The sequence below is a fragment of the Paenibacillus sp. EKM212P genome, assembly GCF_011066115.1.
Taxonomy (GTDB): Bacteria; Bacillota; Bacilli; order Paenibacillales; family Paenibacillaceae; genus Paenibacillus; species Paenibacillus polymyxa_B.
In genome coordinates, this window is record NZ_JAAMNR010000004.1 from 132,870 (window position 1) to 146,790 (window position 13,921).

At 44.6% G+C, this 13,921-nt stretch carries 13 protein-coding genes; all 13 read right to left on the reverse strand.

Translation table 11 applies throughout. From position 1 onward, the window contains the following. Positions 1-49: 49 nt before the first annotated feature. The 13 genes from G9G54_RS13125 to G9G54_RS13185 all read right to left on the reverse strand — a co-directional run bounded on the left by G9G54_RS13125 (position 50) and on the right by G9G54_RS13185 (position 13,777). Positions 50-2,296 (reverse strand): HD family phosphohydrolase, encoded by a 2,247-nt coding sequence (locus tag G9G54_RS13125; protein WP_165178406.1) that lies wholly within the window; start codon positions 2,294-2,296, stop codon positions 50-52. A gap of 95 nt (positions 2,297-2,391) precedes the next feature. After that, a complete protein-coding gene (locus G9G54_RS13130) occupies positions 2,392-3,363 on the reverse strand; it encodes a PhoH family protein (RefSeq protein ID WP_165178407.1) in 972 nt (323 codons plus the stop codon). 6 nt (positions 3,364-3,369) lie between these two features. Continuing rightward, the gene (gene yqfD / locus G9G54_RS13135; RefSeq protein WP_165178408.1) at positions 3,370-4,563 is read right to left on the reverse strand and encodes a sporulation protein YqfD; all 1,194 of its coding nucleotides are present in this window, start codon (positions 4,561-4,563) and stop codon (positions 3,370-3,372) included. Beyond that, entirely contained in the window at positions 4,560-4,853 is a 294-nt protein-coding gene (yqfC, locus tag G9G54_RS13140; protein ID WP_029517796.1) for a sporulation protein YqfC, read from the reverse strand. Before yqfC ends, yqfD begins: the two co-directional genes overlap by 4 nt. A gap of 379 nt (positions 4,854-5,232) precedes the next feature. Continuing rightward, the gene (locus G9G54_RS13145; RefSeq protein WP_165178409.1) at positions 5,233-6,642 is read right to left on the reverse strand and encodes an amino acid permease; all 1,410 of its coding nucleotides are present in this window, start codon (positions 6,640-6,642) and stop codon (positions 5,233-5,235) included. A gap of 419 nt (positions 6,643-7,061) precedes the next feature. Then, positions 7,062-7,640, reverse strand: a complete 579-nt coding sequence (locus G9G54_RS13150) for a hypothetical protein (protein WP_165178410.1) — start codon at positions 7,638-7,640, stop codon at positions 7,062-7,064. Between the two features lie 44 nt (positions 7,641-7,684). After that, positions 7,685-8,686: a flotillin-like protein FloA gene (gene floA / locus G9G54_RS13155; protein WP_029517799.1), complete on the reverse strand. Its 1,002-nt coding sequence runs from the start codon at positions 8,684-8,686 to the stop codon at positions 7,685-7,687. A 43-nt stretch (positions 8,687-8,729) separates the two neighbouring features. Further along, on the reverse strand, positions 8,730-10,097 hold the full coding sequence (locus G9G54_RS13160; protein WP_165178411.1) for an NfeD family protein: 1,368 nt from the start codon (positions 10,095-10,097) through the stop codon (positions 8,730-8,732). A 280-nt stretch (positions 10,098-10,377) separates the two neighbouring features. Next, entirely contained in the window at positions 10,378-10,821 is a 444-nt protein-coding gene (locus tag G9G54_RS13165) for a GatB/YqeY domain-containing protein (RefSeq protein WP_013311146.1), read from the reverse strand. 16 nt (positions 10,822-10,837) lie between these two features. Further along, positions 10,838-11,011: a 30S ribosomal protein S21 gene (gene rpsU / locus G9G54_RS13170; protein WP_005547957.1), complete on the reverse strand. Its 174-nt coding sequence runs from the start codon at positions 11,009-11,011 to the stop codon at positions 10,838-10,840. Between the two features lie 171 nt (positions 11,012-11,182). Continuing rightward, entirely contained in the window at positions 11,183-11,542 is a 360-nt protein-coding gene (locus G9G54_RS13175; protein ID WP_025722131.1) for a histidine triad nucleotide-binding protein, read from the reverse strand. Positions 11,543-11,704: 162 nt separating this feature from the next. Further along, the gene (locus G9G54_RS13180) at positions 11,705-13,048 is read right to left on the reverse strand and encodes an aminotransferase-like domain-containing protein (protein WP_165178412.1); all 1,344 of its coding nucleotides are present in this window, start codon (positions 13,046-13,048) and stop codon (positions 11,705-11,707) included. Between the two features lie 318 nt (positions 13,049-13,366). Further along, positions 13,367-13,777: a hypothetical protein gene (locus G9G54_RS13185; protein ID WP_165178413.1), complete on the reverse strand. Its 411-nt coding sequence runs from the start codon at positions 13,775-13,777 to the stop codon at positions 13,367-13,369. Between the last annotated feature and the right edge of the window lie 144 nt (positions 13,778-13,921).

Consider the following 13,921-nt stretch of genomic DNA (forward strand, 5'->3'; position numbering starts at 1 on the left):
CGCTCCTTTTAATTCTAGTGCTCTACCCGTGCTTCATGCACAAGTTATATTAAGCTTTTCCGTTTTCAGACTTGGGCCTTTCCTCTGGATACTCAATACGGGAATGGAAAATCCCCATTACTGTTTCCTTGAGGGTTTGAGCCACGATATCAAGCTCCCGCATGGTCAGCTCGCAGTCGTTAAATTGGTGATCATCAAGACGGCTCTTAATAATTTTCTCAATCATGGATTCAATCTGTTCCACCGTCGGCTTCCGTAAGGAACGAACTGCTGCCTCCACACTATCAGCAATTCCCACCACAGCAGACTCTTTAGACTGAGCCTTCGGTCCCGGATAACGGAAATCATCCTCCGTGAAGTCAGGCTCCACCCCCCGCTCTTCAGCCTCACGCAACGCCTTGTGATAAAAATAGTGTAAGAATGTCGTTCCGTGGTGCTGCTCGGCAATATCGCGAATTGGCTTGGGTAGCTTGTAATCCAATTGCATTTCCACGCCGTCACGAGCATGGGCGATAATGATGGATTTGCTAAGCTTGGGCTCTATTGAATCATGTGGATTTTCCAACCCATTTTGATTTTCAATGAAGTACGAAGGCCTCTTGGTTTTACCAATATCATGATAATACGAACCAACCCGGCACAACAAGCCGTTTGCTCCTATAGCCTCCGCTGCGGCCTCTGACAGATTACCCACCATTACACTATGATGATACGTTCCCGGTGTCTCCGTAAGCAGCTTGCGGAGCAATGGATGGTTGGGATTCGACAGCTCAACAAGCTTCAGTGCCGACAAGATACCAAAAGTAGACTCAAAAAATGGCATTAGCCCAATAACAAGTATTGCTGTTATCAGACCGCCTGCAAAAGCAAAAGCTACCCCATAGAGCGTCGTCGTTTGAGTCCAATTCCCTTGGTCAATCAGTGCCAGAGAAAAAACAGACAGGGCACCGAACAGGCATACCATAATCGCCCCTTTGAACAGTGTTGAACGCTGGCTGGCTCGATGGGTAGAGAAAATCGCTGCCAGACAGACCACAATAGCAAAAAAACCAAAATTAAAGTCAAAAATTTGTCCCTGACGGACATTCAAAATAACACTTGCCAATATACTGAATATAACGGCACATACAAAAGCCAACGACATATCAAGCAACAGCGTTACGAGCATAGCTCCAAGCGCGATAGGCGCCAGATAGCCGAGATAGGAACGTTCACTGTTCTGCAGTATAGAAATTAACATCATTGCTCCAACTGTTATCACAAAGATTAATACTAGCATGAGCAACTGCGCATTATTATACTTGAAGTTTCGTGTTCGTGATTGGAATTGACGAATATACATAAACAGGCCCAATGCCAGCATCATAGACAACATCAGCAGCCCAAATTGTGGCCAATAATTGATTTTATCCTTGAGCAATTCATTTTCATCAAGCAGTGTATAGATTTCCTGGGTAATAATCTCACCCTTCTTGACGAGTACTTCACCCTGTTTAATGTAAACTGTCGGTGTATCTTCACGAGCCTGTACCTTGGCGTCCTTCGTAGCTGTATCATCATAAAACTTGTTGGCGGTAATCACAAGCCTTGCAAGTTCCTGAACAACCTCCCGTGAAGTACGCTTAGTAAGCGAGCTTGTACTAACCCGCTCAGCTACTTTTGCTCGGGCTGTCTGAGCATCCGTAATTTGATCATTCATCAACCCTGTCACAATCTCACGGGCAACAGGCCGCATTTCAGCAATATCCTCAGATGTAAGGCGCGGAATTTTAATGAATGTCTCCTCTGGAATTCGGTACGTTTGCTCTTTCGTTTTTTCCAGCACTTCATCCAGCAGCTTATCTGGGTAGGCATCCGCATTACGGCTGTTATTCACAAAATTTTGCACAAATTCCCGTGCACGTTGCGGAATCTCATCCTTATAAATCGAAATCTTATCTGCTCTGGAAACCTGATCATCCTGATTGAGCCGTTCAATTCGATCCAAAATACCAGTAATCAGGTTATCGTTGCGAACGGGCACAATGGTATACATGGGCTGCACACGTTCAGCTGATTCCTCTTGAGCCTTCAAAGTCGCCTTACTGTTAGGAAGCTGCATCGGGGCGACAATTTCCTTTTCACTCGGTTGATTTACCCGAATATCATAACGCTCGGGAAGCAGCTTGGACGCAAAGCCTACATAAAAAAGAACCACCAAAAATAAAAACAGAAGATAGCGTGTCGCCACGCTATACTTCCATCCATTTATTCTATGCTGGAACGTTTTCCCTTTAGATAATTCCTTCGAGGTCATCTAAAACAATCCCTCTCCATCATCTTTTTCAAGGCAGCTACACTGCTCATTTTATACTTTTTCTGATCGTACACACCATACTCGTGATTGAATGGCTATCCATGATTTTCGGCAACACGGTCATAAGCAACAATGATTTTTTGAACGAGGGAATGACGGACAACATCCTCTTCTGCAAACTGGACAAAGCCTATTTCCTCAATCCCTTGTAAAATCGCATTCGCTTCAATCAGACCGGATTTTTTGCCACGAGGCAAATCAATTTGCGTGACATCGCCGGTAATAACCATTTTGGAGCCGAAGCCAAGTCGAGTCAAAAACATTTTCATTTGCTCGGGTGTGGTGTTTTGCGCTTCGTCCAAAATAATAAATGAATCATCCAGCGTACGTCCCCGCATATAAGCCAAAGGTGCAATTTCTATTAACCCGCGCTCCAGTGCCTTTGCTGTCTGCTCTGGGCCCATCACATCGTATAGGGCATCATACAATGGACGTAAATACGGATCAACCTTTTCCTGTAAATCCCCTGGTAAAAAACCTAAATTTTCACCTGCTTCCACCGCAGGGCGAGTCAGTACAATGCGCTTGACTGAACCTTCCTTCAGGGCAGCTACGGCCAGCACTACAGCCAGATAGGTTTTACCAGTACCCGCCGGGCCAATTCCAAATACAATATCGCGTTTCTTAATCGTGGTTACATAGTGCTTTTGTCCAATCGTTTTGACGCGAATCGGTTTACCCCGAAACGTCGTCGTAATTTCACCCTTGAACAAATCGAGCAGCTGATCAGCGCGCAAATCTTTGGCCAATTCAATCGCATAATGGACATCCCTTTCGGTCAGTATATACCCATTGCGAATTAACTGGAGTAATACATCGAACAATTGTTCGAGCACTTCCACCTCGTTTGCATTACCAAAAACATTAACTTCTGCCTCACGAGATGCTATTTTTGCTGGAATAGCGGCTTCGATTAATTTTAAAAAGGAATCCTGCGGGCCAAATAACGCCTGTCCTTCTCCCGCATTGTTCAATGCAATTTGTATGCTGCGTTGTTGTTCTGCCAAATAGCCTCATTCTCCTTGGTTATGAACTAACGGAAGTTCTTCCGCAATATCCTGCTCCACTTCAAAAAGCACTTTCATATAAACTTTACCATTCTCTCTCTTCTCATGCAAAATTTTTTGGCTCATTATTTTCGTTCCTTTGCCGTATTTAGCTAAAATATCAGCTCGCGCGCCTTCTATTCCTGACATTTTCGCTTCGGCTTCCGTAAGCTTCTGCTCTTGTATCTTTGTCTCCCTCACACTTTCGGTCATCCAACCCATTGGAAGTTTGTAGGAACGCCATGTTAGCGGATCATGTTCAACAGTTGTTTTATGTGTAGAATAAGGTATTTTCCCATATCCCCACAATTGTATCGCACGGTTGCCTAACACCAGATACAAGCGGTCATGACTGGTACCTGTATACGTGCTGCTGCGTTGCACCGTGGGACTGCTAATTTCGTATTCATGCCATACAAGACCCTTAACCTCTCCTTTGGCTACGACCTGCTGCTGATTCTCCTCATCTCCAAGCGTTCCCGAGATGAGAATGGCTCCTTTTTTGACACGCGTATTTTTATGCACGACAGGACGACCCTGCTCGGCAAAAATTTCAGTGACTACCGCGTCTGCCTTACTGATGATATGACGTGGGCTGTAGAGCGGCGCAGGGGTAGGCTGTGAAGCTTCAACAACCTGAATCGTTACCAAAGTACCCTGCTTTTCCACACCGATCCAGGATGCCTCTGGAAGCTTCTGCATGAGCGCACGGGAAAGCTTGTCTTGACTGGAAAGACGAAAGCTCCATTGAAACGGATACAACCCCTCCTGTCGGGCGGCTTTGAGAACGGATTCCGTTGAGAGCTTATCATTCCCCTTCACTTCAATGTCCCAGATAAGCGAAGACATCAGCAGGAGACCTATCCAGAACAAAGCCAATCCAGCCAGAAAAAATTTACGTTTGGCAAGTCGTATAACAGTAAAGGGAAGCCCTTGCCGCTTCAGAACATGCATTTTACAGCCTGTCCTTCTCAAAAGCGGGCGTAGGAGGAAGACGTGCGGCAGCAGAAGGTTCATTTCTGCATGTCTAGTACCCATCGGCCGCACGTTCCAAACAGGTATATGTTGATCGGTGAGTAAATTAATAAAAGCTTCCACACTTTCGCCCTTGACAGCAAGGGTAACCGTGCCATTCAGCTTTGCTAAAGCAGGATGTTTCACGAGCCTTCCTCCGTTCCTTCCATTTGGATATCCGTTATATGTCCCTCCACACTTACCTGCTCTGGCAGAATAGACGTAATGACTAGATCATGGCCGGACACCCTCAGCCTGCCTTGCGCAAGTGCAAGTACGAGCTGATCCGGCGTAAAATCCACCACGCCCCGGTGATTCTCCACATAAAGCTGGCGGCTGCCGATGAGGGTTAACCGCGGCAAGTCAAATAGAATGTCCTGCGGAAGTTCCAGCGTCTCGCTGGCCCACTTTCGCAGTTTGCGGCTCATCCTGCTCATACGGCGAAATCTCCTTTCCCGTCATCAAAACATCTGTTATCCAACGGCTCATAGTTGTTTTGATGACAGCACGCTGCTATTTTTTCATCTTCTGTTATTGCCATTCGGACCCATAGATGTTTCATGGCAGCTACGCTGCTGGCTTTTCATCATATATTCTTATTATCAGTGAACACCATTACACCAGCGCCACAGATATCTGTTCTGTACATTTTATGATCCAGTCCCCGCATTTATGAGGCTAAACTTACAATTCGTAGCTGCTACTATATTGCAGAGGCAAAAGATGGGTTCTTTCAAAATTCACAACCAAAAAAGCCAACCTCGTTTTCATATCGAAAACAAGGTTGGCTTTTTTGATTTTCATTATATGACACGGTTATTTCTCGGTATCTCGATTTAAAAGAGAGTTTTTTCTAGAGTATAAGAAGTAAATAGCCATACCAATGACAAGCCAAATAATAAAGCGAATAAATGTCTGACCATTCAAATTAAGAATGAGCACCCCACATGAAACGATAGCCAGGATTGGAATATACGGAACTCCAGGACATCGGAAGGCCCTTGGCAAATCAGGTTGTGTTTTTCTCATAACGATGACGGCGATCGAAATCAGAATAAATGCTGACAGGGTTCCAATGTTCACCAAACTAGCTAACTCATCTAGCGGGATCAGCCCACCCATTAATGCAGATAAAGTACCGAAAAACAACGTGCTAATGTAGGGCGTTTTATATTTGGAATGAACCTTGGATAATACTTTGGGGACTAAGCCGTCACGTGACATAGCAAACATAATGCGAGTTTGACCATAGAGCATAACCAGCATGACCGTTGTCATTCCTAAGATAGCTCCTATATCTATAATACCTGCAACCCAATTCTGACCTGCAACCTGCAATACCAATGACACAGGGTGAGAGATACCTTCAAATTGCATAAACGGTACTATACCAGTCATAATCGCGCTAACAACGACATACAAAAATGTACAAACAACAAGTGAGAAAATAATGCCTCGCGGTAAATCACGAGCGGGATTTTTGGTTTCTTCAGCCGCTGATGAAACAGCATCAAAACCAATAAAAGCAAAAAACACAAGAGCTGCGGCTCCAAACACCCCACTGAACCCAAACGGTATAAACGGTGTCCAGTTATCTGGCTTCACATATTTAAAAGCAACGATGATAAACAATAAAATAACAACAATTTTTACGATTACCATGATGTTGTTTATCCGTTTTGATTCTTTTATCCCAAAATAAAGTAAGAACGTGATACCCATCAAAATTAAAAAAGCTGGGAGATTAAAATAAGTCGTTTGGTCTTTTAAAGCCCCAGGTGCAGCAGTGAATTCAAGCGGAATGTGAAGGCCAATTCCATTCAAAAATGATACAAAGTAACCCGACCAACCTGCGGAAACGGCGCTGGCTGCCAGCATGTATTCCAAAATCAAATCCCATCCAATAATAAAGGCCAATAGTTCCCCCATCGTTGCATATGTAAAAGTGTAAACAGAACCGGATACTGGAACGGTGGATGCAAACTCCGCATAAGCCAATGCTGCGAATAAACAGGCGAGTCCCGCAATCACAAAAGAAAGAACCAAGCCTGGACCAGCTGTAACTGCTCCCGTACCTGTCAACACAAAAATCCCTGTTCCAATAATGGCTCCAATTCCAAGCATCGTTAAATCAAACGCACCCAGTTCCCTTTTGAGTGCTTTTTCCCCCCGCGTAGCAGCAATCAATTGATCGATGCTCTTCTTTCTGAACAAGCTATTCCCCATCCATTCCATCCTCCTAAAAATTAATTTTTCATTTTTATAACCTCGTTTTATCACCTCAATTTAAATCAAATTTTAGCTAAATATGGAGTTAATTTCATAAGTATCTATCATTGAGAACATTATATATAAAAAAGAAAAAATGAAAACTGCTTTCGGAAAGCCTCATTCATATTGTTACATTTGATCATTTTTCACGAATATATTTTCATAAATGAGGCCCTAAATTAGACAAAATGCCACCATTTTAGATGACAGCAAATGTTAGAAACCTAGGGCACACAAGAGATTATCACATTCGTTGTCAGGTAATTAGAGCATTTGTCGTTAATTCACTTTTTATTCTGAGCATGCTTATGTATTCCTAAAGCATCACAAAAAAGATCCGCCACAGCCAAAGCCGTGACGGATCCACTATCATTTTAACGTCTTCCTCCACCCATGTAGCGCTTGGAACGCGGAGGACCTAATATTTCTGCCCAAATCACACCTCTGCGCAGATCAGCCGTATCCACCGTATTACGGTCTTGCGAAGCTATCTCTGGCGCATCTGTAATTTCCCCTGACTCCCTCGCGTTGGATATACGATCGAGACGGGCTAAAACCAATCTGCGCTCTTCTTCCATAGCACGGATCCGATCCTCTAGAGTCGAACCGTTATCTAATGAATCCCGGTCCATCCGTTCTTCCGTTTCCGAACGATCGCCCACTTCTTCTATACGGCGAGCTTCTATAACCGCCCGTCGTTCATTAGGAAATTGACGTTGCAACTCACCAGCAACCTCCTGCTGGCGCTGCTCTTGCCCATGTTCCGTTGTGAAGGGTCTGGATGACGTCGAGGGCCCGCGAGAACCATGATCACCCCCAAAGGTAGGCATACCTTTTCGCGGTGGTGATTTCCGCCCTGTACCTTGGATGCTTTTCCCCAAGAAGGACACCAAAGCAAAGCCAATCACGATCAGGATATACAAATGTTCAAAGATCCAGCTGATAAAGTTCATTACTCACCACCTAGCTGCCGTAATTCATCGGCTATGTCCCGTTATTAATCCCGGTTCTTGTTGTCATTCCCGGAGTTCTCATTCGGTTTGCCTAAGGAGCCACGCATTTGCGTATCCGCCTCAATATTTTTCAAATTCATATAGTCCATGACACCAAGCTTCCCGCCACGCAGCGCTTCAGCCATTGCCAGCGGCACTTCGGATTCGGATTCCACCACGCGCGCTCTCATTTCTACAACACGTGCCTTCATTTCCTGCTCCTGCGCTACAGCCATCGCACGCCGCTCTTCCGCTTTTGCCTGCGCAATACGTTTGTCGGCTTCCGCCTGCTCTGTTTGCAGAAAAGCACCGATATTTTTACCTACATCAACGTCCGCAATATCAATGGACAAGATTTCAAATGCTGTCCCGGCATCCAAACCTTTGGACAATACAGTTCTTGAAATTGAATCTGGATTCTCCAATACGTCCTTATGCGAGTTACTGGAACCTACGGTTGTAACAATACCTTCACCGACCCGTGCAATAATCGTTTCTTCTCCGGCACCCCCAACAAGTCGATCAATGTTGGCACGCACCGTAACACGAGCTTTAACCTTTACTTCGATACCATCCTTGGCGACCGCAGCCACAATAGGTGTCTCAATAACACGCGGATTAACGCTCATTTGGACCGCTTGCAGAACATCCCGTCCCGCAAGGTCAATCGCTGCCGCACGTTCAAACTCAAGCGGAATGTTAGCTCGCTGCGCAGCAATCAACGCATTGATCACTCGGTCTACATTCCCTCCTGCGAGAAAATGGCTTTCCAGCTGGTTGATGTTCAAGCCCAGACCCGCCTTGGTTGCCTTAATGAGCGGATTGACAATTCGGCTTGGCGTGACGCGCCGTAACCGCATAGCTACCAGCGTAATGATACCAATGCGCACACCCGAAGCCAATGCTGAAATCCACAGCATCACCGGGAAGAAACTGAAAAATACGCTCAATACAATAATCACTACAACGGCAATCAGCAAAACGCTGACAATACCCGATTCGAACACTCGCATCATCCTCCATTAATCTAATTCTTTGTTGTTTACTTGTTTAGACGCTAGTGTCTGCCTTGACCACAATTCGCCCACCTTCTACTTTGGATACTATAATCGGCATATCTGTAGCAATAAACTCGCCGTTCGTTACAACATCGACTCGCTCATCAGCAATCAGCACCGTTCCGGCTGGACGAAGTGGTGTCAGACTGACACCCCGTTGACCTAATAGCATTTCCCGGTTCACAACTGAAGAAAAACCTTGGTCAGCCGTTAAACTTTCTTTAAGTATAAAACGGTTCCATATCCCTCGGTCCTTGAATACAACCGCGATGATCGCCACCACGGCAACCGCAGCTGCAAAGGCAATGCCCAAAGATATAAACGCATGCTGCATGTTGTATGCTGCGCGAACAACTCCGGCGACAAGACTGACTGAACCCAAAATGCCCAAAATACCAAAGCTTGGGATGAACATTTCAAGGATAAGCAGAGCCAGACCGATAATAAACAACAACCACGTCTCCGAACCTGCAAAACCAGCGATATAATTGCCGAAAAAATACAACCCAAATCCGAGTATGCCCAAAATTCCCGGTACCCCAAAACCAGGTACGAGCAGCTCAATAACGACACCCGCGATGCCGATAAATAAAAGCAACGTCTGCACAATTGGGTTGGTCAATATCTCGGCTGCTTTTTCAGCCCATGTTCGCTCCACATGAATTACATCATCCGTGCTGTAACCCATCCACTGGATAACTTCTTGTTCGGAAGACGCGATGTGATCCGCATAACCCAACTTCAGCGCTTTCTCACTGGTTAAAGAAATGATCTGACCATTTTCCTTATTAAAGTTCATCTCTGGAATAGATATGGTCGTTTTAGAGTCGACCATACCTCTGGCAATATCCGGATTACGTCCGCCAGCTTCTGCGGCAGATGCCATGCTACTCTTCCACCAGGCTATCGTTTTTGGATCTGTGATAGCCTGCCCCCTGCCGTCTACTAACGCTGCTGCTCCGATAATACTCCCCGGTTTCATAACAATTTTGTTTGCGCTCAACGCAATATAGCTACCCGCTGAGGCCGCTTCGCCCCTTATATAGGCTACGGTCGGAATTGGACTGTCTTTAATCAGTTTGCCCAGCTTCTCCGCTGTATCTACCCGTCCACCGGGAGTGTTAATATCCAGTAAAATCAGACCTGCTTTGAAATCTGCTGCTTCTGCAAATCCACGTTCCATAAATTTGCCCAGACCTTGCTCAATCTCCTGATCAACTGGTATAACAAACACAGCTCCACCTTTAGTTTGGGCCGCCGCTGATTCGGAATGAACTAAGGGTAACAGCAAAACGGATACCATAATCCACAACGTTAAAAAGATCAATTTGCGACTGGAGTGGTGATGTTCTCTATGCATTTCTCTCCCCCCTTTCGATCTTTCTATGTTACAGCATACCAAACTTTGTTAGACAAACTATACAGTTTTCAGGATTTAATGTGAAATTATTGGGTATATTGCTAATCCTGACGGCTGTCAGATACTTTACGCACCCAACGGACATCACGTTTCACACAATTAACGATAACGCTTAAATATAAGAATCTTCTTATCATTACATTCTATGGTAGGCATCGCTTATATAGAAATAACACCCTCTGTAAACAGAGGGTGTTGTGTTTTCCTGTTTGTCGCAGGTTTATTGCAGAAATTGCTGAACCGCTTGGTTCACGAGCTTACCGTCAGCGCGGCCTTTTACCTTAGGCATCAAGGCCGTCATTACTTTCCCCATCTCGGCTTTCGAAGAAGCACCGGTTTCCTGGATGGTCTGCTGTACAATAACTTTAATTTCTTCCTCAGAAAGTTGTTCGGGAAGGTACTGAGCGATGATCTCTATTTCTGCTTTAGTGCTTGTCGCAAGTTCATCACGACCGGCTTTTTCAAATTCATGGAGGGCATCTTTTCGCTGTTTGATCTCACGACTCAGAATATCAAGCACTTCGTTGTCGTCCAAATCCCGTTTCAAATCTATTTCAAGATTTTTAATCGTAGAACGAACCATTCGAATGGTGGAGAGTTTGAACTTGTCCTTACTCTTCATTGCTTGCTTCATATCTTCGTTCAATCGTTCGCTCAAATTCATGATTGCTTAGATCCTCCTAGAACTTTCTCTTACGAGCAGCCTCGGACTTTTTCTTGCGCTTTACGCTTGGCTTTTCATAATGCTTGCGTTTCTTCACCTCAGCCAATACGCCATCCTTAGCAATGGAACGTTTAAAGCGACGAAGTGCAGCATCAATTGTCTCGTTTTTGCGAACTTTAGTTTCAGACACCAGTTTTCCCTCCCTCCGACCAGACCGTCCAAGAGCAATAACACGGTTCATCAAATTTTATTATAGGTGAAACGGAAACCAGGTGTCAACCTATAAGAAAAAATGAATACATAAAGGGCCATTTTTCTCCATTCACTTCCGTATTACTGAAAAGACAAGCTCTGTCATTTTTTAAGAATGTGAGTCCGAAATACCTGTCAAGGCACCCAATTTGGCGCCGCCCAGTAAGTGATAATGCAGATGCCCCACCGCTTGTCCACTATCCGGGCCACAGTTGTTAATCAACCGATAGCCAGACTCAGCGATTCCTAACTTTTTCGCAACCTCAACCGCAACACGATGAATCTCCGCGATAAGAGGAAGATCCTCCTCCGTCACAGCGTTCATCGAAGGAATATATTTTTTGGGAATAATGAGCACGTGTACTGGCGCCGCAGGCTGGATGTCATGAAATGCGAGCACATTGTCGGTTTCCAACACCTTTTTGCTGGGGATGGTTCCATCCACAATTTTCAAAAACAGATCGTCCATTCAAAACCCTCCTTTGGCAGTGAGCCGATCGTAAGTAAATAGGCATAAACAGCCCTTGCTCTCGGCATTCAAAGTTATGTATTTCCCACACTGAATAGAAACATATACAGCCATGTTTGGTTATACTTATGTTTCTATATGTATCATAACGGAAAAAGGGTCTTAATACCAGTTTCCCTTACTAACTTCCTCTATAATAGCTTTCACCCCTGCATCAATTTGATCCAACTGCGCGCGCGAAATACTTATGCGCAAAAACTTCTCTTGTTCCCTATAGCCTGATAAATAAAAGCCTTTGCCAGCTACAACCTGGATGTTCCTCGCGGAAAGACACTGTACCAAACGTTCCAAATTCACCGTCCGAGGCAGTTTAAACTGCATATAAACCCCTGAGGTTACAGCTGAAGTCTGAACGTATCCAGCCTGATTGTATCGTTCCACAGCCTTGTTAAGAGCACGAACGCGCTCCGAATACAGTTTGCATATCGTGTGCTTGTGGCGTTCATACATTCCATTTTTAATATAAATATCAAGCGCCGCCTGAGACAAAATAGATGTGTCGACATATCTTTTATAGGTATTAAACGTCTTTAATAGGGCTTCTGGCAATACCGCAACTCCTAATCGTAAGCCGGGGAAAATGATTTTCGAGAAGCTTTTCAAATAAATAACATGGTCCGTCTGGTCGTATGCATAAATGGGATCAAAAAGATGATCGGCCCCCAAATCTGCCATATAGTCATCTTCTACAATGTACACATCATATTTGGCGGCTAAGGCAGCTATCGCTTTTCGCTCCTCTGTGTTGTAAGAGACTCCTAATGGATTATGATATCTTGACATGGTATAAAAAAACTTGATGCTCTCGTTCTTAAATTGATTCTCCAATTCGTGAAAATCCATACCTTCCGCTGTCCGGACGATGGTACTGACGGGTATGTTCTCTTCCTCCAGAAAACGCAAATAAATATCGTAACTTGGCTGCTCGACCAAAACCTTTTCTTTGCCATTGGGAAACGGCATTTTAGCGAGTATCTCCAATGCCTGCTGAACACCCGAAGTAACGATAATCCGATCCATTTTTGCAAACACCTGAGTATCAGCTAAATGGGAAACCAACGTATGACGCAGTGTTTCCAGTCCTTGCGAATCGCCATAAGTGAACAGATGATATTTGTAGGTGTCAATAGCCTGATTCAAACAATGTTGGAAATCCAGATAAGGGAATACATTTAAATCCGGGGAGGCCGAAGCAAAATCAACGGAGTCTTGCATATGACTATGGTGTAAATCGCCCGAATTTTCCACTACATAGTATCCACTTTGCGGTATGGAATAGATGGCGTGTTTCTTTTCAAGTTCAGCATATGCCCGCAAAATCGTGCTTTTGCTGCACCTGTATAATTCAGAAGCCTCACGGACCGACGGCAGCTTGTAACCTGATTTATATTGTCCCTCGCGAATTTTAAGTTCTATATCCAATAAAATTGAAACGTATTTTTTCACAATATCCTCCCACCTGCTCTTTACATACTCATTTTATTACATGCTTATTCCGTCTTATGTTTCTTTACACGCTAGATGTTACCATGGTTTATGGATAAACAGGATACTTCATTTCATTGAACTGTACTGATACAGTTTCAATTATTGGATCATATTTGGGATGGTTTACGTGAAAAAGAGGCTGTTTCTTCATAATGGAAGAAACAGCCTTGCATGGTGATGATGTATGGATGCGCCTTAAAGTCACTTGTACTGTACAAGAACTGTAGGCGGGAGAGAGCAGAGAATTCACTATATCTGGCGACTAAGGAATTAGGATTAGTAATAAGGCAGCAAGCTAATCGCTGTCAACGCTGCAAGTGGCAGAATCAAACGATTAAAGCGACGGCGTCCGTATGGGAACCCATGTGCATAAGCGGGTACTGGATACGGGTACGGGTACGGATACGGGTACGGAGGATAAGACGCATAGCCACCATAAGCACGGGAGCCGCAGCCACAATTGTTAGGTGGATATGGGAGATTAACATTGACATTCTCCATCTCGTCTCCACCCATAGGAACGGCTAAGTATATCTTTTCATCATCCACATGCTCTACAATGCCATCATACATTGTCCCGTCCTTCACCCATACGCATACATAACGATGCATATGCTTTTGACATAGTGTTTTAGCATCCGTCTGTTCCGGTGCTGTAACTTTTTCGGTTGTCATGCTTTTTTCCATGGTTGTTTCCTCCTAGGCTCTTGCATGTATACCGTATGTTATTCAAAAACGGGCTATTTGCTACATCAAATTGGGCGAATTCCGGCTTGCAAAAAAAAGAAGCACCCCGGGAGCTCTTGGCAGAGCCCCTCTGAACGGACGTAT

Bases quoted from the DNA above. Each gene is read 5' to 3' on its own strand.
- G9G54_RS13125 (WP_165178406.1), bottom strand. From the start codon at position 2,296: ATGACCTCGAAGGAATTATCTAAAGGGAAAACGTTCCAGCATAGAATA.
- yqfC (WP_029517796.1), bottom strand. From the start codon at position 4,853: ATGAGCAGGATGAGCCGCAAACTGCGAAAGTGGGCCAGCGAGACGCTG.
- G9G54_RS13145 (WP_165178409.1), bottom strand. From the start codon at position 6,642: ATGGGGAATAGCTTGTTCAGAAAGAAGAGCATCGATCAATTGATTGCT.
- G9G54_RS13150 (WP_165178410.1), bottom strand. From the start codon at position 7,640: ATGAACTTTATCAGCTGGATCTTTGAACATTTGTATATCCTGATCGTG.
- G9G54_RS13160 (WP_165178411.1), bottom strand. From the start codon at position 10,097: ATGCATAGAGAACATCACCACTCCAGTCGCAAATTGATCTTTTTAACG.
- G9G54_RS13165 (WP_013311146.1), bottom strand. From the start codon at position 10,821: ATGAATTTGAGCGAACGATTGAACGAAGATATGAAGCAAGCAATGAAG.
- G9G54_RS13175 (WP_025722131.1), bottom strand. From the start codon at position 11,542: ATGGACGATCTGTTTTTGAAAATTGTGGATGGAACCATCCCCAGCAAA.
- G9G54_RS13185 (WP_165178413.1), bottom strand. From the start codon at position 13,777: ATGGAAAAAAGCATGACAACCGAAAAAGTTACAGCACCGGAACAGACG.